Genomic DNA, 19735 nt, shown 5'->3' with positions numbered 1-19735 from the left:
AGTGAAAACCCGCTGCCAGAGAGGCTGATGAACGAAGCCGACGGAGCTACTGCCGGGGGGACGTTCCACCGGCTGGGCAATGTCGTCGTGCGATGGCCACTGCCGGTCATCGGGTTCTGGGTCGCGCTGGCGGCTGCCCTGTTCCTTGCGCTGCCGCCGCTGGCAGTGGTAGCCGCACGGCATCAGGCAGAAGCCCTTCCAACCGACGCCCCCGTGGTGGTGACCGGCAAACAAATGGCCGAGGCGTTTCACGAAACAGGTTCTGGCAGCACGCTGTTGGTGGTCCTGACCGACGAGAAGGGGTTAGGTCCCGGCGACGAAAAGACCTACAGCGCCCTGGTCGACAAGTTGCGCCACACCAAGGACGTCCAGACGGTGCAGGACTTCCTCGGTGTACCGCAGCTGCGCGAGGTACTGCAGAGCAAGGACAACAAGGTCTGGGCTCTCCCAGTCGTGCTCAACGGTGACTTGGGCACGCCCCAGGCCGCGTCGTCGTACCAACAGGCCAGCGAGATCGTCCGGAAAACCGTCAAAAATTCCGCCCTGACCGCAAACCTGACCGGGCCGGCGGCAACCACCGCGGACCTGATGGGCGTCAGTCAAAAGGACATGCACCTGATCGAGTCCGGAACCACGATCATGGTGCTGCTCATACTGATCATCGTCTACCGAAACCCGGTGACGATGCTGATCCCGTTAGTCACGATCGGCGTCTCCATCGCTACCGCACAGGGGATTCTCGCCGGGTTGGGCGAACTCGGTCTTGGCATCACCGGCGAGACCATCGTGTTCATGACGGGCGTGATCTTCGGCGCCGGAACAGACTACGGCGTGTTTCTGATCAGCCGCTATCACGACTACGTGAGATTGGGCGCGGATTCCGATACCGCTGTGAAGAAAGCCCTGACCTCCGTGGGCAAGGTCATCGGCGCCTCGGCGGCCACCGTGGCAGTGACCTTCCTCGCAATGATCTTCTCCAGACTGCAAATATTTGCCACCGTCGGACCGGCGATTTCGATTTGCGTCGTCGTTGCCTTCCTTGCTGCGGTGAGCTTCCTTCCTGCCCTCCTCGTGCTGGCCGGGCGGCGCGGCTGGATCAAGCCGCGAAGCGACCTCACCCACCGTTTCTGGCGACGCTCCGGAATACGGATAGTCCGCCGGCCCCGAATCCATTTAGTCGCCAGCTTGATCGTGCTCGCCATCTTGGCCAGCTGCGCGAGCCTGGCCCGCTACAACTACGACGATCGCAAAACGCTGCCGGCTTCCGTCGAGAGCGCCGCCGGGTTTGCGGCATTAGATCGTCATTTGCCGGTTAATTCAATCCTCCCTCAGTATCTCTTCATCCAGTCGCCACACGACTTACGGACACCGGAAGCCCTTGCCGACCTGGAGTTGATGGCCGCACGGGTGGCCCAAGTGCCCGATGTCGCGATGGTGCGGGGCATGACCCGGCCGCTGGGGGACTTGCTTGAGCAAACCAAGGCGACTTGGCAGGCCGGCGTCATCGGCGACAAACTCGACGACGCTTCCAAACATATCGCCGACCGCGACGGAGACCTTAACCGGCTGTCCGGTGGCGCCGACCAGCTGGCCGACGCGCTCGGCGACGTGCGCAACCAAGTCGGTCAATCCATGGACAACGTCCAGGCGCTGGTCGGCATTCTGACTACCTTACAAAACCAGAACGGCGGCGAAGAAGCGCTGAGCAGCATCGATAACGCCGCCCAAATCATCGCCAGCATGCATGCACTCGGCGGGAGCCTCACCGACATCATCGACTTCGCCGCGGGAGCCGCTCCGCTGATGAACGCCCTGAACGCGAACCCGGTCTGCGAGCTGGACCCCCAGTGCGTAAAGTCCCGCGACCAGTTGTCGCGCATCGTCGCCGCAAGCGACGACGGGTCGCTCGACAAGATGTCCGATCTGGCTGCGAAGCTGCGGTCGACGCGGGACGCGCAAACGCTCCGGTCGACCGCCGACGGCCTGCGCCGTGCGATCCGCGCCGCCACCGCCGCTATGAGTTCGCTTTCCGCCGGCAACGCAGGCGGCATGCAAGAACGGCTGGCGGAACTGCAAGACGGCGCCGATAAACTCGCCGACGGCAGCCGTCGATTGGCCGACGGCGTACGGCTTTTGGTCGACCAGACCAAAAAGATTGGCGTCGGCCTCGGGGATTCCTCGGCGTTCTTGCTGGCCATGAAGCATGGCGCAACCAAGGAGTCGATGTCCGGCTTCTACATTCCGCCGCAAGCAATGAAACAGCACGATTTCAAGACCGTCGCCGACATATTCATGTCACCTGACGGGCACGCGACACGCTTTCTCATACAGACCAAACTGAACCCGTTCTCCACTGCGGCAATGGACCAGATCAACGCCATCACCAATGCCGCGCGCAGTGCTCAACCGAATACTGCCCTGGCAGACGCCAAGGTGTCGATGACGGGGATGACGGTCGGGCTCCGGGATACGCGTGACTATTACAATCAAGATATTGAATTCATCGTCATCGCGACCATTGGCATCGTGCTGCTCATCTTGGTTGCCCTGCTGCGAGCGATCGTCGCGCCGTTGTACCTGATCTTGTCCGTGCTGATCTCCTATGCTTCCGCGCTCGGCATCGGCGTCATCGTCTTCCAATTCCTCCTCGCCCAGGAATTGCATTGGAGCTCTCCCGGACTGACATTCATCCTGTTGGTCGCGGTGGGCGCTGACTACAACCTGCTGCTGATCTCCCGTATCCGTGAGGAATCGCATCGGGGCGTGCGCTCCGGTGTCATCCGCACGGTGGGCTCGACCGGCGCGGTGATCACCTCCGCGGGTCTGATCTTCGCGGCTTCGATGTTCGGCCTCACGTTCGCCAGCATCACCACCATGGTCCAAATCGGTTTCATCATCGGGGTCGGAATCCTGCTCGATACGTTCCTGGTTCGCACCATCACCGTGCCGGCCGTGGCGGCACTGGCTGGCCATGCGAACTGGTGGCCGTCACGAGTTCATCCGCGGGTGCCCAAATCGGTTCGCCCGTCACCGAGTGCTGCCAATCGACAGGCCCATAGCGCCGACGGCATTGCGGAAGACCGCGCGCCCCACGCGCCGGCGCTGTTCGGCACCGCTTCGGCGCCAGAGCGCGTCGTGGTGAACGGACTGGACCCTCCGGTCGAAAACCGGATCCTTGAAACGCCCCCGGTACAGGCGTCATCCGAAGAAGATCAACTCAACGAGCCGCCATGCGTCGGGTGTCGGCCTACCAAAGATGCGACTTTCGCAGTCGAAGTCGAGGACGGTCAGCAACCGGCCATAATCGTGACCAGTCGGCCCCACACTGAATTGAGTCGAGCTTCGATGAAATTCGTCCTGGCCGCGCATGGGACTCGCGGTGATATCGAGCCATGCGCCGCCGTCGGCGTGGAGCTGATGCGCCGGGGCCATGAAGTGCGTATGGCGGCTCCACCCAACTTACTTGGCTTCGTTGACTCGGTCGGGCTTGCACCCGTCGCCTACGGGCCGGATTCCGCCGAGCAGCTCGGCGAGGACTTCTTCCGCAAGTTCTGGCGGATCCAGAACCCGATCAGCCTGATACGTGCAGGCCAGGAGTACATAACCCGCGGCTGGGCAGAGATGAGCGCTTGCCTGGCGTTGCTTGCAGAAGGGGCGGACCTGGTATTAACGGGAATGCTCTACCAGGAGGTAGCGGCCAATGTCGCCGAACACCATGGTGTTCCGCTCGCTTCACTGCATTATTTTCCGATACGCCCCAACGGGCATCTCCTTCCGGTTCTGCCGTCGCCGCTGACTCGCTCCGCGATTTCGGCGATCTGGTGGCTGCAGTGGCGCATGACCAAGGAAGCCGAGGACGCACAACGCCAGGAACTCGGCCTGCCGAAGGCAACAGGACCTTCGCCGCAACGGTTCACCGAACGCGGCGCACTGGAAATTCAGGCTTACGAAGCGTTTTGCTTTCCCGGGCTGGCGGCCGAGTGGGGCGGCCGACGGCCTTTCGTCGGATCTCTGACGATGGAGTTGTCGACGGATGCCGACGACGAGGTCGCGTCGTGGATTGCTGCTGGAACACCGCCGATCTATTTCGGATTTGGCAGCATGCCCGTCGAATCTCCACGCGAGAAGGTCGCCATGATCAGCGCGGCCTGTGCCGAGTTAGGCGAGCGCGCCCTGATCTGCTGGGACGCGGCTGATTTCGATCACGTGCCACAAACGGCTGAGGTGAAGATTATGGGCGCGGTGTGCCACGCGGCGATCTTTCCTGCCTGCCGTGCAGTCGTTCATCACGGCGGCGCGGGCACCACAGCCGCAGGGATGCGGGCAGGGGTTCCCGCACTGATCCTGTGGATCGGAGCCGAACAGCCCGTCTGGGCGACCGCGGTCAGACGGTTGAAAGTCGGCAGGGCGCGTCGATTCTCGGCCATGACCGAGAAATCGCTGGTGGCAGAGCTTCGCCGCATTCTCAAACCGCAATACGCCACTCGCGCATGCGAGCTCGCCCCGCGGATGACCAGACCCGCGGATGCTGTCGACGCAGCGGCCGACATGCTGGAAGATGCAGCGCGCTTGGGTATTGCGGGCGATCGGACGCGGTCAGCGCGCTAGCTAGGTGTGCAGCGAAAATTGCTTGCGGTACTTCCGGTCATGCGTCACCCCGAGCTGGCGCACACTTGCCACGGTCGCGCTGACGCCATGGGTTCTGCGCAGACCTCGCAACATGGCGACGTTTCCACCCAACTCATAGCGCCAGCTGCCGAAGTGTGTTTTCGCGGTTCTGCGCCCAAAATGGTTGATATACGCCATTTCGGTCGTGTAAACGCCGTATCCGCCTCGTCGCGCACGTAACGCCAGATCGAGATCAACACCCCAGCCGTAACGCCCGAACGATTGTAGGTCTATTCCGCCGCTATCCTGCCAGCATTCCTGCGACAGCATAAGTGCGGTTCCCTCAACGGCGGGAACCGCTCGGTAGAACGGGCGTGCAACGTAGTCTGCGGCGTCTGGTTTCGGCTCAGCTTCGGCACACGGAAACCCTCGGTCAACCATCGGCCCGACGATCCCCGCGTCAGCGGGGAGACGCGGGTCGAGCAAACCGGCCACGAAGCCCGTGGAGACGCGGGTGTCGTTGTTGAGTGTCATCGCGTGGGAGTAGCCCTCCGAGAAGGCGATTCGGAATCCAAGATCGCTACCTCTGGCCCACCCCAAGTTTTCGCCGGGCGTTTCCACCCGCTCGTCACCGATCCTAGGATAGTCACCCCTGTTATCGACTATCAGATACTCGGCGGCCTCCCGCTGCAAGTCGCGCACCAGCGCGTGGGTGTACTCATGCTGTCCGAACACCGGCACGGTAATCAGCAGGGCCACGGGCTCACCGTACACATCAATTCATCGGTAGGGCAGCCCTATCCGCGGCACTAAGTGGTCTCGCTCGTAAATTCGTCGGGGCGGCGTTCAAGCGGCGCGGGGCCGGATGGGGCCTGTGCTCGCGTTGATGGCAGTCGAGCCTGGTTAGCAGTTCGTCGAGGTCGGTGGTGGTGAATTTCCATTTGAATGGCCGTGCGTACTGGTTGTAGCTGGCCCCCAAGGCGTTCAGGCGGTCGATGATGGCGTCAAGGTCGGTGAAATCGTTGGGCGAGAGCACTTTTCGCTGAACGATAGAGAAGTAGATCTCGATCTGATTGAGCCAGGACGCATGCGCCGGAGTGCGCACCGGGATCGCGTTGGGGAACTGGGCGGCGAGCCGGGCAAACGGCTCGATGCCGGTGGTGTCTTCGCAGCGGCCGACGATGACCGGTGAGATCGAAGCGCAGATTCCGCTCGTGGTGGCGTAGCCGACACAGTTCCGGGCACGACCACCGGGACAGCGCCAGCCCGGCATCGGCTGGTGGGATGCGCGCGGCCGCTTTGACCTGGGCGATCTGCGCCGCGGTGAACACTGGCGGGCGCCCGCAGCGTTTCGCACCGCCCAGCGAGGCCGCCCCAGGCGCCGCGCACCAGCGGCGCCGCCATTTGCGCACGGTCTCCGCACAGACCCGCAGCGACGCTGCGATCACCGCGTTCGGGGTTCCCTCGGCCGCGGCGAGCACGATCTTGGCCCGCGTGACCAGGCGTTGCTCGGTGCGCCCGGCCCGCACCAGGCGGCGCAGTCCGCGCCGCTGCGGCCCGGTCAACGTGATCCGGTCGGCGGGCGGCCTGATGCGGCTGCGTTACGGCGGATCAGCCTCCCGCTGGGGCTTCGCGATCTACCTGGCCAGCAAGAACGGCTACCAAGACTCAGTACTACCCACCGGCCACACAGCAGGCTCACCCGAAGACGCCCTCGACACCGCCTGCGGCCTCTACCTCGGCGACCCAACCGCCTGGACACGACCCCGACGAACTTATGGGCGCGAGCCCTAAGGTAACGTCACCTGCATGTGGAGCACGGTTCTCGTGCTAGCTCTTATGGCGTCGACTGATCCACTGCGCCTCGGCGTCGCGGTCGTCATGATTTCGCGGCCGCGGCCGGTGCTTAACTTGCTGGTGTTCTGGCTCGGTGGCATGACAACGGGTGTCTTCGCCGCTCTGATTCTGCTGGTGTTGCTGCGTGACTCGACGAAAATGATTGCACGAACGGTGTCGTCTGCGACCGCGAGTCCCGTTGCACGGCATATCCAACTCGGCGCAGGTGTGCTCGCGCTGTTGATCGCCGTGGTGATGGCAACCGGTCTCGTGGCGCGTCAGAGCGGGCGGGTACCGGTGCAGGTTGCCGAGCAGTTGAGCACTGCGCAGCCGCGCTTACCAACCGCGTTCTCGCTGCTGCCGACTCGCGTCAAAGAGGCTTTGGAGTGCAGATTTTTGTGGGTGGCATTTGTGGCCGGACTCGGATCGGCAACCAACCCCGTGGAATTCCTCGCGGCGATCGCCGCCATCCTTGCTTCTGGAGCCGCGGTGGGCACGCAGTTCGCCGCAGGTGTCGCATTCACGGTCGTCGTGCTCGCGGTAATCGAGATCCCGCTCGTCAGTTACTTGGCGACACCTGCGAAAACAGAAGCGTTCATGCTGCGACTACACAACGCGGTGCGCAGTCACCGGCCGCGGATCTTGACCGCCGTCATTGCCGTTTCAGGGGCACTGTTGGTGGCGGTGGCCGCCTAAGCGTCCAGGCGGGCGAACTGATCCTGGCGGTAGAGCTCGACACACGTCCGTCGTCTGACCTTGCCGCTTGTCGTGATGGGAATTGAACCCGGCGCTACCAGAACAAGGTCCGCAACGCTCAGACCATGCGATTGTGAGATCGCCGAGGTTACTTCGCTCTTGACCAGGCTGAGCTGTTGAACGGCCTCAACTTCGGAGTCGCCGCGCTTCCTGAGTTCGGCGATGGCCACGAGCTTCTCGGTCCCATCACCCGGAACGGATATGGCCGCGCACCGTCCCCGGGTGATCTCCTGGATCGTCGCCTCGATGTCGTCGGGAGCATGGTTGCGCCCGTACACGATCAGCAGGTCTTTGATACGCCCGATGATGAGCAGTTCACCGTCGAAGAAGAAGCCCAGATCCCCTGTCCGCAGCCAGGGGCCCTCGGGAGTGCCGGCAGAAGGAGAGGCAATCGTTGCGCCGAACGTGTGCTCGGTCTCTTCGGGTTTGCCCCAATATCCCGTCGCGACATTGCCGCCGTGCACCCAAATTTCGCCGACCTCACCTGATGAACACTCGATGCTGGTCTCGTGATCGACGATTCGCACCATCGGCGATTGCGGGACGCCGTAGCCGACAAGCGGGGTACCGTGGCCGGCCGCGCACCGCGCCGCGCGGCCCTCGGCAAGCTTCTCGGATTCGAAGTAAACGGCCTGGTATGGCTGGCCTTGGCGTCGACTCGCCACGTAGACGGTTGCTTCTGCGAGTCCGTAGGCAGGGCGTAATGCCGTCTCGGGAAGGTTGAACCGAGCGAACCGCTCAGCGACACGCATCAACGTCGCGGGTTGTACCCGCTCGCTGCCGTTGAGCATGCTGTGCACATTCCCGAGGTCGAGGCCAGCCATGTCGTCGTCCGTTGTTTTTCGCGCCGCCAGATCGAAGGCGAAATTGGGCGCCGCCGTGAACGTCTGACCGTTGGTTGCCAGCAATTGCATCCACCGTGCAGGTCGCTGTAGGAACGACACCGGGCTGGTGAACACGGTGGGGATTCCCGACAGGATTGGCACGCACATTCCCACTATCAGACCCATGTCGTGATAGAAGGGCAGCCAGGATACGAAAGTCGTGTCCGGAGTGGGCACGTTGCCTGACTCGCAAAAGTAGGCGGCCATCATCTGCTCGAAGTTGGCCAGCAGGTTCCGGTTGGTCACCAAGACTCCGGCCGGCGAACGAGTCGATCCAGATGTGTACTGCAAATACGTTGTGTCGGAGCCGGCGTCGCCGCCCGCCTTGGACGTGATTCGTGCATCGAGGTCTAATGAGTCAACTTCGACGATAGCGGGAGCAGGCCGGTCAGCCTGCAAATGCGCATACTCGGCGACATTGTCGGCGACCGCGGATGTCGTGAGAATGACCGAGGGCGACGCGTCGCGCAACACCGAGATCACGCGCTCATCGCTGGCGCCGCCGAGCGGAACGGCGAGCGGGACGGCGATCAATCCGGACTGCAAAGCACCGAGAAAAGCGTCGATGTAATTAAGTCCCTGCGGCACCAAAATCACCGCCCGGTCGCCGACCGACCCGCGACCCGAGAGCTCTTGGGCAACGTTGCGCGATCGCCGATAGAGTTGCGACCAAGTCAGGCTTTCCGCGACGCCGTCCCAATCCTGCTCGTAGTCGACAAACGTGAACGCTGTGTCATTGGGCTGCAGGCCGGCATGTTCACGCAAAACGCTGGGAATGGAGCGGTTGGTCACAGATGTACCCTATCGTGCAATCGGGCCCGCGCCAGTTAAAGAACAGTCCCGTGGCGCTTTTCACGTGACTTCCAAAGTCGACTTCCGGCTCGAGCAAGCTTTGCGGAAGTGCTAGCCGGCAACTGCTCCCGGCTCCGGGAACGGCGAGCCGAAGTCGGCCACGCTTTCGAATCCGCGCTTGCGGGCCGCGGCGGCCGCCCGTCGGATCAAGCCGCCGGTCACGACGAATCCGGCGTGATCCACGAGCACGAACGGCGACAGCAGCCGGTTGTGCACGAATCCGATGGCCAACCCCCTCGCGGGATCGGCCCAACCGAGGGAGCCGCCCAGCCCGATGTGACCAAATCCGGGCATCGCGTTGAACGGCACAGTGTGATAGCCGAGGTGAAATGCGAGCGGCACCGAGATGTTACGGTCCAGCCGAAGGCTCTTTCGCCCCGTCAGGCCTGCCACCAGATCGGAGGACAGGAACCGGGTGCCGTCGATTTGGCCGCCGTTGGCGATCGCGCCGTACATCCGAGCGAGCCCACGCGCGGTCGCTACGCCGTTGGCCACCGGTATCTCGGCGTCCAACATCGGGATACCGCCTTGCGCAAAAGCTTTCATGCCGGGGAAATACAGGGCTCCGAATCCGCCCGATAGCGGCAGCGCGGCGATTTTCGGCGCCACCGCGTCGAATATCGGGTTGGCGATGGCCCTTTGCGGCATGACGACCTGCGCAGGCCGGGTTGGTGCTTCGACCGGTGGACGGCCTAAATGCAATCCATCGGTGCCCAGCGGCTCCGCCAGTTCCTGACGAATCAGCTCCCGCATCCCCTGGCCGGTGACCGCCCGGGCCAGGCCCGACATCAGCCAGCCGTAGGTCAGCGCGTGATACGCGGGTTTGTTGAACGAGTACCCGGCGGGCGCGGCCGCCAGACGCTGTTCCATCACTTCGTGTTTCAGCAAATCTTCCTTGCTGGCGCCGTGCAACGCCGACAAACCCGCTCGGTGCCGCATCACCTGGCGCACGGTGATGTTCGCCTTGCCGTTGGCGCCGAACTCCCGCCAGTATTCGGCGACCGGTGCTTCGTAGTCGATCAGTCCGCGATCGACGAGCCGATGAATGACGGTCGAGGCCATGCCCTTGGTTGCCGAGAACACCATGCTGGCGGTGTCTGCCGTCCAAGGCACCCGCCCGGCCCGGTCCGACCACCCGGTCCAGACGTCCACCACGGGTTCTCCGTCGAGATAAACCGCCAGCGCCCCGCCGCCGAATCGGCGACCCGGGAACATGCCGGCGAAGCTGCGCACCGCGCAAGCAAAGCGCGGATCGGCCGCACCCTGAACACCGCGCGGTAGCACCGGCCGGCGATTGCCCGCCACTTCGAGGGTCATACTGTCGAATTTACCGTTCCCGTCGGCAAACAACCTAAAATTATTTACCCTTCCGTTATCGATGCAAGCTTAAGTATTTGCTGAGCCGCCAGGGCCGGCGTCAGATCCCCGGCCAGTACCTGGCGTTCCACGTCGGCTTTGGCTTTGCGCACTGCGGGGTGGGACAGCAGCCGGTCCAGCACGGTGTCCTTGACCATCTGCCAGGTCCAGTCGACCTGTTGGGCGCGCCGCCGCGCCTCGAATTCCCCCGCATCGCTAAGCACTCGACGATGCCGCTCAATGGTCTCCCACAGCTCCACCAGGCCAGCTCCTTCCAATGCGCTCATCGTGAGAACCGGTGGGCGCCAGAGCGTTTCGCGCGGATGGATCAACCGGATCGCTCCGGAAAGCTCGCGGGCGGCTGAGCGGGCCTCGGCCAGGTGGTCGCCGTCGGCTTTGTTCACCACGACGATGTCGGCCAGCTCCAGCACGCCTTTCTTGATGCCCTGCAACTGATCACCGGTGCGCGCCAAGGTCATGAAGACGAACGTGTCGACCATGTTGGCGACCGCCACCTCGGATTGGCCCACGCCGACGGTCTCCACCAGGATCACGTCGAACCCGGCGGCCTCCAGCAGCACGATGGTCTCCCGGGTGGCCTTCGCCACGCCGCCGAGGGTGCCCGATGTCGGCGATGGCCGGACATACGCGTGCGCATGCACTGCCAGCCGCGGCATCCGGGTCTTATCGCCCAGGATCGATCCGCCGGTGCGCGTCGACGACGGGTCAACGGCCAGCACCGCAACCCGGTGTCCCTGCCCCATCAAATACATGCCCAGCGCTTCGATCGCGGTCGACTTGCCCACCCCGGGCACCCCGGTGATGCCGACGTGATGGGCGTTGCCGGCCGCGGGCATGAGCGCCAGCAGCAACTGCTGCGCTTGCTCGTGATGGTCGGGGCGGGTCGACTCGACCAGTGTGATGGCCCGTGGCAGTGCCGCACGGTCGCCGCCGCGGACAGCTGCGGCCAAGTCCTCGGCCGTTTCGGCCTTCTTGGATGTCATCTGGGTGCCCGCGGTCCACGGGCGGCGAGCGTAACGCCACGGCGAAAAATGGGGTGCATTTTCGCCGTGGCGTTACGCTCGCGGGAACTGTTTGGGTGCGTCACTATCCGAGGGTGTACCCGAGGCGGTCGGCCAGCTTGTTCAGCAGATCGATTGCGGCCTCGGCGATCACCGTGCCGGGCGGGAAGATCGCGGTGGCGCCGGCGGCGTACAGCGCGTCGAAATCGCCCGGCGGAATGACACCGCCGACCACGATCATGATGTCGGGCCGACCCACTTCGGCCAGCGCGTCTCGCAGCGCGGGCACCAACGTCAGGTGGCCGGCTGCCAGCGAGGACACCCCGACCACGTGCACATCGTTGTCGGCGGCCTGGCGTGCCACCTCGTCCGGGGTGGAGAACAGCGACCCGACGTCGACGTCAAACCCGATGTCCGCGAACGCCGTCGCGATCACCTTCTGCCCGCGGTCATGGCCGTCCTGGCCCATCTTGGCCACCAGAATTCTGGGGCGACGGCCGTCGGCCTCGGCGAATTTCTCGACGAGTTCGGTGGCGCTGGAGAAGGACGCCATGTTTCCGCCTCCTCGTGCTTCGTCGCGGTAAACCCCGGCGATAGTCCGGATCTCGGCCTGGTGGCGCCCGTACACCTTCTCCAGCGCATCGGAGATCTCGCCGACGGTGGCCTTGGCCCGGGCCGCGTCGATCGCCAACGCCAGCAGATTATTGCCAAGGCCGCCCGCCGCGCTTCGGGAGGCGGCCGCCCGGGTCAACTCGGCCAGCGCGGCCCGGACAGCGGCCCGATCCCGGTCTGCCCGCAGCTCTTGCAGTTTGGCCAGCTGCTCGGCGCGCACCCGGCTGTTCTCGACCTTGAGTACCTCGACCTCTCGATCCTCTTCGACCTGATACTTATTCACGCCGATCACGGGTTGGATCCCGGAGTCGATGCGGGCCTGGGTACGCGCGGCGGCTTCCTCGATGCGCAGCTTGGGAATGCCGTCGCCGATGGCTTGCGCCATACCGCCGTGCTCGGCGACCTCGGCGATATGCGCACGCGCTCGCTGCGCGAGCTGGTGGGTGAGCCACTCCACGTAATAGGAGCCCGCCCACGGATCAATCGGCCTGGTGGTGCCGGATTCTTGCTGCAACACCAGCTGGGTGTTGCGGGCGATACGGGCGGAAAAGTCGGTAGGCAGCGCCAGCGCCTCGTCGAGTGCGTTGGTGTGCAGTGACTGGGTATGGCCCTGGGTTGCGGCCATCGCCTCGATACAGGTACGTGCGACGTTGTTGAAGGCGTCTTGGGCGGTCAGCGACCAGCCTGAGGTTTGGGAATGTGTGCGCAGCGACAGTGATTTGGGGTTCTTCGGGTTGAACGCAGCTACCAGCTCGCTCCACAGCAGCCGGCCCGCACGCAGCTTGGCCACTTCCATGAAGAAGTTCATCCCGATGCCCCAGAAGAAGGACAGCCGCGGCGCGAACTTGTCGATGTCCAGCTTGGCGTCCAGCCCGGCGTTGATGTAGTCGACACCGTCAGCCAAGGTGTACGCCAGCTCCAGATCCGCTGTGGCACCGGCTTCTTGGATGTGATAACCGGAAATGGAGATGGAGTTGAATTTCGGCATCTTGGCACTGGTGTAGGCAAAGATGTCGGAGATAATGCGCATCGACGGCTTCGGCGGGTAGATGTAGGTGTTGCGCACCATGAACTCTTTGAGGATGTCGTTCTGGATGGTGCCCGCCAATTTTTCCGGCGGCACCCCCTGCTCCTCGGCGGCCACCACATACAGCGCCAGGATCGGCAGCACGGCGCCGTTCATGGTCATCGACACCGACACCGTCGACAGGTCGATACCGTCGAACAGCTGGCGCATGTCGAGAATGGAATCGATTGCCACACCGGCCATTCCGACGTCGCCTTGAACGCGTGGATGGTCGGAGTCGTAACCGCGGTGGGTAGCCAGGTCGAAGGCGACCGACAGACCCTTCTGCCCGGCGGCGAGGTTGCGGCGGTAGAAGGCGTTGGACTCCGCGGCCGTGGAAAACCCGGCGTACTGGCGGATTGTCCAGGGCTGGTTGACATACATCGTCGGGTACGGCCCACGCAGGAACGGCGGCTCACCGGGAAACGTGTGCAGCGGATAGCCTTCGGCCTCCACAGCGGAGCGGTCGGCGGCGATGTACACCGGTTTGACCTCAATGTCTTCCGGGGTGTGCCAGACCAGCTGGTCGGGGGTGTAGGAGTGCGCCGCCGCCGCAGCCGCAACGTGTTTTTCCACGGCCGCTTTCCTCGGCGGCGGCACGGCGCGGTCACCGTGCAATGGGATATCGGCGAAGCTGCCCGCAACAGGCGCGGTGGTCGTCATGGTCGCTATGCCCCTAACCGATCTAGCAGACCTGAAAGAGCTGCCACTGCATCGATTTTCGCGGTCAGATACTCGTCGGGTCGTTGTTTCGGATCTGTCTCCGCTACGGCGTTTTGCGGCCCGGCCAGACAGACGTGGGCGATCCCTTCGCGACGCGCCGCCTCGACTATCGCCGCCGCCTCGGTGCCGTAGCGGCTGTCCGTCCCGCAGATAACCGCCACCGGCGGCGAGCCGGCATCAGCGACAGCTTTGGCGACACCTTCGGCGTCGACCGTTCCCGGGTTGACCGCCTCGATGCCACCGGAAGCCAGCAGGTTCGCCGCGAACGTCGCCCGGATATTGTGCTCGGCCAGCGGGCCCAGCGGCAACAGCAGCGCTCGCGGGCGCGAACCGGTGCGGGCCAGGTAGGCGTCGGACCGATCCCGCAGGGCCTCGAACGCGGCGGCGTAGCGCATCAGATTGCCCGCGGCCCGCGGCGAGTACCGCGAATCATTTCGCGGCAGAGCAGGTTCAGCCAGGTTCGGGTATTCGTTGACGCCGGTGAGGGCAGTCCGGCGATGCGCGATGTCGTCGGTGCGCCGTGCCGCGATCTCACCGATCTGCTCGCTGATGAAGTCACGCGCGCCGAGGAATCCGCCGTGATTTTCACTCGCCTGGAAATGCTGCCAGGCCTCCTGCGCCAGCTGTTGGGTGAGGTCCTCGACAAACCACGATCCGCCGGCCGGATCCAGAATCCGCCCGACATGCGACTCTTCGAGGAGCAGCAGCTGAATATTGCGGGCCATCCGGCGCGCGAAGCTGGTCGCCATGCCTGGAAAGCCGCCCGGAATCGCCGCATCGAACGGGAACACCAGCACGGTGTCGGCGCCGCCCACGCCAGCGCCGAACGCGGCCAACGTGGTCCGCAGCATGTTCACCCAGGGGTCGCGCTGGGTCATCATCGGCAACGACGTCTCGGCGTGCACCACCGCCGCGCCGCTTGCGGGCTCGCCGACGACCTCCGCGACCCTCGCCCACAGTTGGCGCAGGGCCCGCACCTTGGCGATCGTCATGAACTGGTCGTCGTCGGCAGCCAGCCGGAAACTGATCTGCCCTAGAGCCTGCGCGACCGGCAGGCCGGACTCGGTCAGCATCCGCACGTAGTTGACCGCGGCCGCGACGCTGCCGGCGAGTTCCCATGTGGCGTTTGCGCCCAGATTGTGAAAAGCGGGCCCGTCGACGGTGATTGCCCGCACACCATGGTTGTCGGCCACCTGCTTGGCGACGCCGACGACGTCCTGGATCGCCGGGGCCGGCAGGTCGCTGAGCAATGCGGTGAGCGGATCTGCACCCAGGTCTATGGACAGCGCCGCCCGCTGGTCGGGTTCGACCGCGGCCACCAACTCCAGCAGCGCGGGGCAGGCCGCCCGGTAGTCGGCGCCCGCATCGAGGATCACCGGCACCATGCCCAGATAGACGCCGTCGAGCACCTTCTCGAGTTGCCCGGGTGCCACACCGGACTCCCCTACCCGGATCAGCAACGCGCTGACCCCCTCGGCCAGCCCGGCGAGCACCGCGGCGCTGACATCTTCGGCCGCGACCCCGGCTACCCGGTTGGCCGGAAGCGCCTCGGCGACCTTCCATCCAGACTTGACGTCGCGCAGCGCGTCGGCGCCGCGCAGGTAGGGCCACTCGCCCGGCAGTGGCGGCTCTGGCAGCTCATCGAGCGCGGTGTAGAGCGGACGGATCGGGAAGCCCTCATAGGTCCGGCTGTCGAGCAGCCGCTCGGGTTCCGGGCCCAAATCATCAGCGTCGCGCCGGGCGCTTTTGGCCAGCACTTCGGCCACCGCCGCGCGCCAGCGGGCGCGGCCCTGGGCGGGGTCGGCGGGGCAGGCGGACACATCGACTGACACCGGCGACTCCTTTATCGCAGCATGTGGTGGCGTTAGCGCGGCCTGCCCTCCGCTGACCACCAGGCTAATTGACGTCTTCCGACGCCCTGAAGGCGACCGGCGGAACCTGAGAAGCCCCGGCTGCCCGCGCAAGTTAGGTGTACCTTACTTAGGAAGAACGGCTAATGTTAGGTCGATAATGCGGACTCGGACGCAGCGCGCACGCGATCAATCCCGCTCGGAGATCGTGCTTGCCCAGCTGCCGCCGGGCGGGCGGGCAACGGTCGTGGGCACGCTTCCGCATACGGCCGCTGCGGTGGCAAACCGTTTGGGCCAGCTGGGCTTTCGAGCCAGCGCCCAAGTCGACGTGATCCGGCGCGCACCGCTGGGCGACCCGACCATCTATCGGGTCCACGACACCGAACTGTGCTTGCGCCGCCGTGAGGCGCAGCTGATCGTCGTCGTGCCCGAACCGGACCCATGACCGCCTGCCACGACGTCGACGGCGCCTCGGTCACCGTCGCCGGTGTCCGGCGGGTGGCCCTGGTGGGCAGCCCGAACGCCGGCAAGACCAGCGTTTTCAACCACCTGACCGGGTTGCGCGCCAAGACCGGCAACTATCCGGGCGTCACGGTCGGGCGCAGCGTCGGCACCACCGAGGTCGACGGCGTGACGATCGTCGTGGAAGACCTGCCAGGCACCTACAGCCTCGACCCGATCAGCCCCGACGAGCAAGTTGTGACCGACCTGTTGGCCGGCGAATATCCCGACATCGGCCGGCCCGACGCGGTGGCGCTGGTCGCCGACGCCACGACGCTGCGTCGGTCAATCGTGCTCTTGGGCCAGGTGTTGCGACTGGATCTGCCGTGCCTGTTGACGCTGACCATGAGCGACGAATTGACGTCCCGCGGCGGCAGGATCGACGTCGAGGGGCTGTCGACGGCGCTGGGCATCCCGGTAATCGCAGTCGTCGCTCACCGCGGTTTGGGCATCGACAGCCTGCGCGGACAGCTGGGGGCGTTCGACCGGTGGCAACGCCCGCCGATACTTCCCCCGGCCGACCAAGACGCCGTCGACGCCTGGGGACGGTCGGTGCTTGATGCGGCCGACTACGTTGCGCCGCAACCGGATCGGCGCACCGCCCGGATCGACCGCATCCTGCTGCACCCGCTCTGGGGCACCGTCGCGTTCTTCACGGTGATGTTCGCCTTCTTTCAAGCCCTGTTCACCATCGCCGCACCGCTGCGAGACGGAATCAGCAGCGGGCTGACCTTTCTGGGCGGGCAGGTTGCCGAGCACATCGGCACTCCGGTCCTTCGCGGGCTGCTGGGCGAGGGGATTATCGGCGGGGTGGGCACCGTGCTCCAGTTCATCCCGCAGATCGTTTTGCTGTTTTTGCTGATCGCCCTGCTGGAGAACATCGGCTACATGTCGCGCGCGGCGTTCTTGATGGATCGGGTGATGGCCAAGACGGGGCTGGAGGGCCGCGCCTTCGTCGCGATGCTGTCGTCGTTCGCCTGCGCGATCCCGGGCATCATGGCCACCCGGACGTTGCCGTCGTCGCGCGACCGGATCGCCACCATCGTCACCGCGCCGTTGATGACGTGCTCGGCCCGGCTGCCGGTGTACACGCTGTTGGTCGGTCTGCTGGTTGCTCCGCAAACGCACTGGTGGGGGTTCAGCGCTCAGGGCATCACGATGTTTCTGCTGTATCTGGGCGGCGGCGCCTCTTCGCTGATCGCCGCGTCGCTGGTCACCTCGACGATTCTGCGCGGTGATCTGCTGCCGTTCACCATGGAGATTCCGCCCTACCGGTTCCCGTCGCCGACGGTGCTGCTGACCGCGATGTGGAGTGCGGCCAAGGTGTTCTTGCGCAAGGCGGGCACCATCATCCTGGGCACTTCTTTGATCCTGTGGGCGCTGCTCAACCTGCCGCTGCGCGAGGCCGAGACCCAGGGGCTGTCCCCGAGCCAGGCCGGCGCCTATGTGGTGAACCACAGCTACGCCGCCGACGTCGGCAAAGCCGTCGCGCCGGTGTTCGGCCCGCTGGGCTTCGACTGGCGCATCGACGTCGCTCTGGTCGGCTCGCTTTCGGCGCGCGAAGTGTTCGTCTCCACCCTGGGCCAGGTGTCGGCGGCCACCGACCCGGCCCGCCCGCGCCAGGCATTGGCCGCCATGACCGACGACCACGGCGACCGGGTGTTCACCGCGCCGACCGTGATCGCGCTGCTGACGTACTTCATGTATGCGTTGCAGTGCATGTCGACCGTCGCGGTGATGCGCCGCGAGACCAACTCATGGCGGTGGCCGGCCTTCGCGTTTTCCTACATGTTTGCGCTGGCCTGGGTGATGGCGTTTATTGCCCGGTCGATTGCGGTAGGCCTGGGCGCATGATCCCCATTCATGCCACGGCCACCGCGGACCCGCAACAGCTGCGCTGGCTGATCGCCGCTGACCGGCTGCCGCCGCCCGGCACGGTCCGCCGGGCCCCCGGCCGTCTCGGCGCCTTGCTGGACGGCGGGACGATCGACGAGATCGTCATCCGCACAGGCGAAATGCTCATCGCGCTGAACGCAGGCAACAGCTGGCGAGAGTTCGGCGATGACGTCTGGGAAGCGCTCACCGACGCACTGCTGGACCCGGCGGGTTGGCAAGTCGACGCCTCGGACAACGGCGACCGGCTGGCGGTGATCGCGGCGGAGTTGCTCGCCGGTCCGATCGGCGCGCTCGCCCAGTCGCACGGTGGGTCGATCGAATTGGTTTCGGTGGTCGGCCACACCGTGACCGTCCGGACGTCGGGCGCGTGCCACGGATGTCCGGCGGCGAGTTCTACCCTCCACGAGGGCCTGCAGCGACAACTGCGCCGACGGGTCGGCCAACAGGTCACGGTCTGCACCGAAAACGATTTGGCGACACCGTCGTTGGGCAAGAAGTTGTTGTCCTTGTTCGTCCGCTGAGATCTGTGTCGGATCCTCCCGACACTTAAACCGTGGCCACGACACGCCGCGACGCTTCGCGGCAGCGTAAGTCTCGGCGAATGCGTCGGGCCGACATGGCACCGCTGCGCTACCGGCCGTTAGGCCCGCCACCGAACCCGTACTCTTGAACCTTGCGACGGCGCAAGCCACCAGGAGATTTACTGACCCGCTGCGCGGCCCGGCCGCTGCAGTCGGTGCGACGGCGCGCCAGCTGTCCAAGCGGCGGATGGTCGCGACGGGTTTGGTGGCGGCAGTCGTGGTCATGGCCGCGGTGGTGCTGCGGGTTCCGCTGCCCACCGCGGTGCAAATGCGGGGCTGGGCGACCTCGGCGGGCCCCTGGTTCCCGCTAGTGTTTCTGGCCGCCCACATCCTGGTGACGGTGTTGCCCTTCCCGCGCACCGCGTTCACGTTGGCCGCCGGTCTGCTGTTCGGGCCGCTGCTCCGGGTAGCGCTGGCCGTGGCCACCAGCACAGCCAGCGCGGTGATCGCGCTGGTGTTGGTCCGCGCGGCCGGCTGGCAACTCAGCCGGCTGGTTCGCCACCACGCGGTGGAGACGGTCGATGTCCGGCTGCGCGACCGCGGCTGGATTGCGGTGATGTCGCTGCGGTTGATCCCAGCGGTCCCGTTTTTCGGTGCTGAACTATGCCGTCGGCGCGTCGGCGATTCGGGTGCTGCCCTACACGTTGGCGACGGTGGCCGGTGTGCTTCCCGGAACCGCGGCCGTGGTGATCCTGCGCGACGCGCTCACCGGTCACGCCAGCCCGCTGCTGTTTCTGGTGTCGCTGTGCACGGGCATCGTCGGGATTGCGCTGTTGGGCTACGAGGTTCGACACCACCGGCGGCATAAAAGTGCGTCGGTGACTGACAGTGACGCTGCCATCGAGCCGGCGCTTCGCCGATAACCCACATCCGTTCGCAGCGAACACCCGGCGACCTGTGTGTTTGCGGGATAAACTGTTCAATCAGGCCGCCCAGTTAGCCGGTAACCCGGGGTGAAAGTCTGGGAGGCGAAAGATGGGCGTGAAACGACTGTCCGCCGCGGCGGTCGTCGCCGCCGGTGTCGGCACATCGGCACTTACCGCCAGTGCGGGGGTTGCCCGCGCCGCCCCGTCGGATCCACCCCCGCCATCTCCTACCTGCACTGCTGCTCCGGGCGGACCGCAAGCCAACTGTCCGCCGGGGTCCTCGGCGCCCACGTCGTCGCTCCTTCCGCGCACAGGGCCTGCAGGAC

14 protein-coding genes and 2 pseudogenes are annotated in these 19735 nt (G+C 65.2%); 8 read left to right on the top strand and 8 right to left on the bottom strand.

The features are described from left to right. Nucleotides 1-27: 27 nt before the first annotated feature. Both M5I08_RS26825 and M5I08_RS26820 read left to right on the top strand, forming a co-directional pair. Nucleotides 28-3030, top strand: a pseudogene (locus tag M5I08_RS26825) (MMPL/RND family transporter); the annotation flags it as partial. A gap of 315 nt (nt 3031-3345) precedes the next feature. After that, nucleotides 3346-4608 carry a glycosyltransferase gene (locus M5I08_RS26820; protein WP_370328641.1) on the top strand — a complete coding sequence of 421 codons (1263 nt, stop codon included), beginning with the start codon at nt 3346-3348 and terminating at the stop codon, nt 4606-4608. Here the strand turns inward: M5I08_RS26820 and M5I08_RS12875 are convergent, their stop codons facing one another. Together M5I08_RS12875 and M5I08_RS12870 are read right to left on the bottom strand one after the other, a co-directional pair. Continuing rightward, nucleotides 4609-5367, bottom strand: a complete 759-nt coding sequence (locus tag M5I08_RS12875) for a glycosyltransferase family protein (RefSeq protein WP_219069040.1) — start codon at nt 5365-5367, stop codon at nt 4609-4611. A 245-nt stretch (nt 5368-5612) separates the two neighbouring features. After that, nucleotides 5613-6089 (bottom strand): helix-turn-helix domain-containing protein, encoded by a 477-nt coding sequence (locus M5I08_RS12870; protein ID WP_307728249.1) that lies wholly within the window; start codon nt 6087-6089, stop codon nt 5613-5615. Between M5I08_RS12870 and M5I08_RS12865 the strand changes: the two genes are divergently transcribed. Together M5I08_RS12865 and M5I08_RS12860 are read left to right on the top strand one after the other, a co-directional pair. Next, on the top strand, nt 6013-6402 hold the full coding sequence (locus M5I08_RS12865; protein WP_249762756.1) for a hypothetical protein: 390 nt from the start codon (nt 6013-6015) through the stop codon (nt 6400-6402). The two genes, M5I08_RS12870 and M5I08_RS12865, sit on opposite strands and share 77 nt — an antisense overlap. A 15-nt stretch (nt 6403-6417) precedes the next feature. Beyond that, nucleotides 6418-7140, top strand: a complete 723-nt coding sequence (locus tag M5I08_RS12860; protein WP_219069042.1) for a GAP family protein — start codon at nt 6418-6420, stop codon at nt 7138-7140. On the opposite strand, the gene M5I08_RS12855 is transcribed toward M5I08_RS12860, so the two are convergent. The 5 genes from M5I08_RS12855 to mutA form a co-directional block, all read right to left on the bottom strand. Then, the gene (locus tag M5I08_RS12855) at nt 7137-8876 is read right to left on the bottom strand and encodes an AMP-binding protein (protein WP_219069044.1); all 1740 of its coding nucleotides are present in this window, start codon (nt 8874-8876) and stop codon (nt 7137-7139) included. The genes M5I08_RS12860 and M5I08_RS12855 overlap by 4 nt on opposite strands. Before the next feature lie 111 nt (nt 8877-8987). Then, nucleotides 8988-10253 (bottom strand): esterase/beta-lactamase LipL, encoded by a 1266-nt coding sequence (gene lipL / locus M5I08_RS12850; protein WP_219069046.1) that lies wholly within the window; start codon nt 10251-10253, stop codon nt 8988-8990. Nucleotides 10254-10297: 44 nt separating this feature from the next. Further along, on the bottom strand, nt 10298-11296 hold the full coding sequence (gene meaB / locus M5I08_RS12845; protein ID WP_219069048.1) for a methylmalonyl Co-A mutase-associated GTPase MeaB: 999 nt from the start codon (nt 11294-11296) through the stop codon (nt 10298-10300). 103 nt (nt 11297-11399) lie between these two features. Continuing rightward, a complete protein-coding gene (gene scpA / locus M5I08_RS12840) occupies nt 11400-13655 on the bottom strand; it encodes a methylmalonyl-CoA mutase (protein ID WP_219069050.1) in 2256 nt (751 codons plus the stop codon). 5 nt (nt 13656-13660) lie between these two features. After that, nucleotides 13661-15547, bottom strand: a complete 1887-nt coding sequence (gene mutA, locus M5I08_RS12835) for a methylmalonyl-CoA mutase small subunit (protein WP_219069052.1) — start codon at nt 15545-15547, stop codon at nt 13661-13663. Nucleotides 15548-15725: 178 nt separating this feature from the next. On the opposite strand from mutA, the gene M5I08_RS12830 reads away from it, so the two are divergent. From M5I08_RS12830 to M5I08_RS12815, 4 genes and pseudogenes are all read left to right on the top strand, one after another. Next, nucleotides 15726-16010 (top strand): FeoA family protein, encoded by a 285-nt coding sequence (locus M5I08_RS12830; protein WP_219069055.1) that lies wholly within the window; start codon nt 15726-15728, stop codon nt 16008-16010. Further along, a complete protein-coding gene (gene feoB / locus M5I08_RS12825) occupies nt 16007-17920 on the top strand; it encodes a ferrous iron transporter B (RefSeq protein WP_219069057.1) in 1914 nt (637 codons plus the stop codon). The genes M5I08_RS12830 and feoB overlap by 4 nt, the downstream gene beginning before the upstream one ends. Further along, complete coding sequence (locus M5I08_RS12820; protein ID WP_219069059.1) at nt 17917-18483, top strand: NifU family protein; 567 nt, start codon at nt 17917-17919, stop codon at nt 18481-18483. The genes feoB and M5I08_RS12820 overlap by 4 nt, the downstream gene beginning before the upstream one ends. Before the next feature lie 145 nt (nt 18484-18628). After that, nucleotides 18629-19406, top strand: a pseudogene (locus M5I08_RS12815) (TVP38/TMEM64 family protein). Between the two features lie 60 nt (nt 19407-19466). Here M5I08_RS12815 and M5I08_RS12810 read toward each other — a convergent pair. Then, nucleotides 19467-19700 carry a hypothetical protein gene (locus M5I08_RS12810; RefSeq protein ID WP_219069061.1) on the bottom strand — a complete coding sequence of 78 codons (234 nt, stop codon included), beginning with the start codon at nt 19698-19700 and terminating at the stop codon, nt 19467-19469. Between the last annotated feature and the right edge of the window lie 35 nt (nt 19701-19735).

Origin of the sequence: Candidatus Mycobacterium methanotrophicum, from assembly GCF_023515995.1 — a bacterium.
GTDB classification, from domain to species: domain Bacteria; phylum Actinomycetota; class Actinomycetes; order Mycobacteriales; family Mycobacteriaceae; genus Mycobacterium; species Mycobacterium methanotrophicum.
The sequence above is the reverse complement of the archived record's forward strand: the minus strand, read 5'-3'. Positions and strand labels throughout refer to the sequence as shown.

Excerpts from the sequence above, each read along its gene's own strand:
- M5I08_RS26820 (WP_370328641.1), top strand. The coding sequence starts at position 3,346 with ATGAAATTCGTCCTGGCCGCGCATGGGACTCGCGGTGATATCGAGCCA.
- M5I08_RS12860 (WP_219069042.1), top strand. The coding sequence starts at position 6,418 with ATGTGGAGCACGGTTCTCGTGCTAGCTCTTATGGCGTCGACTGATCCA.
- lipL (WP_219069046.1), bottom strand. The coding sequence starts at position 10,253 with ATGACCCTCGAAGTGGCGGGCAATCGCCGGCCGGTGCTACCGCGCGGT.
- meaB (WP_219069048.1), bottom strand. The coding sequence starts at position 11,296 with ATGACATCCAAGAAGGCCGAAACGGCCGAGGACTTGGCCGCAGCTGTC.
- scpA (WP_219069050.1), bottom strand. The coding sequence starts at position 13,655 with ATGACGACCACCGCGCCTGTTGCGGGCAGCTTCGCCGATATCCCATTG.
- M5I08_RS12830 (WP_219069055.1), top strand. The coding sequence starts at position 15,726 with ATGCGGACTCGGACGCAGCGCGCACGCGATCAATCCCGCTCGGAGATC.
- feoB (WP_219069057.1), top strand. The coding sequence starts at position 16,007 with ATGACCGCCTGCCACGACGTCGACGGCGCCTCGGTCACCGTCGCCGGT.
- M5I08_RS12820 (WP_219069059.1), top strand. The coding sequence starts at position 17,917 with ATGATCCCCATTCATGCCACGGCCACCGCGGACCCGCAACAGCTGCGC.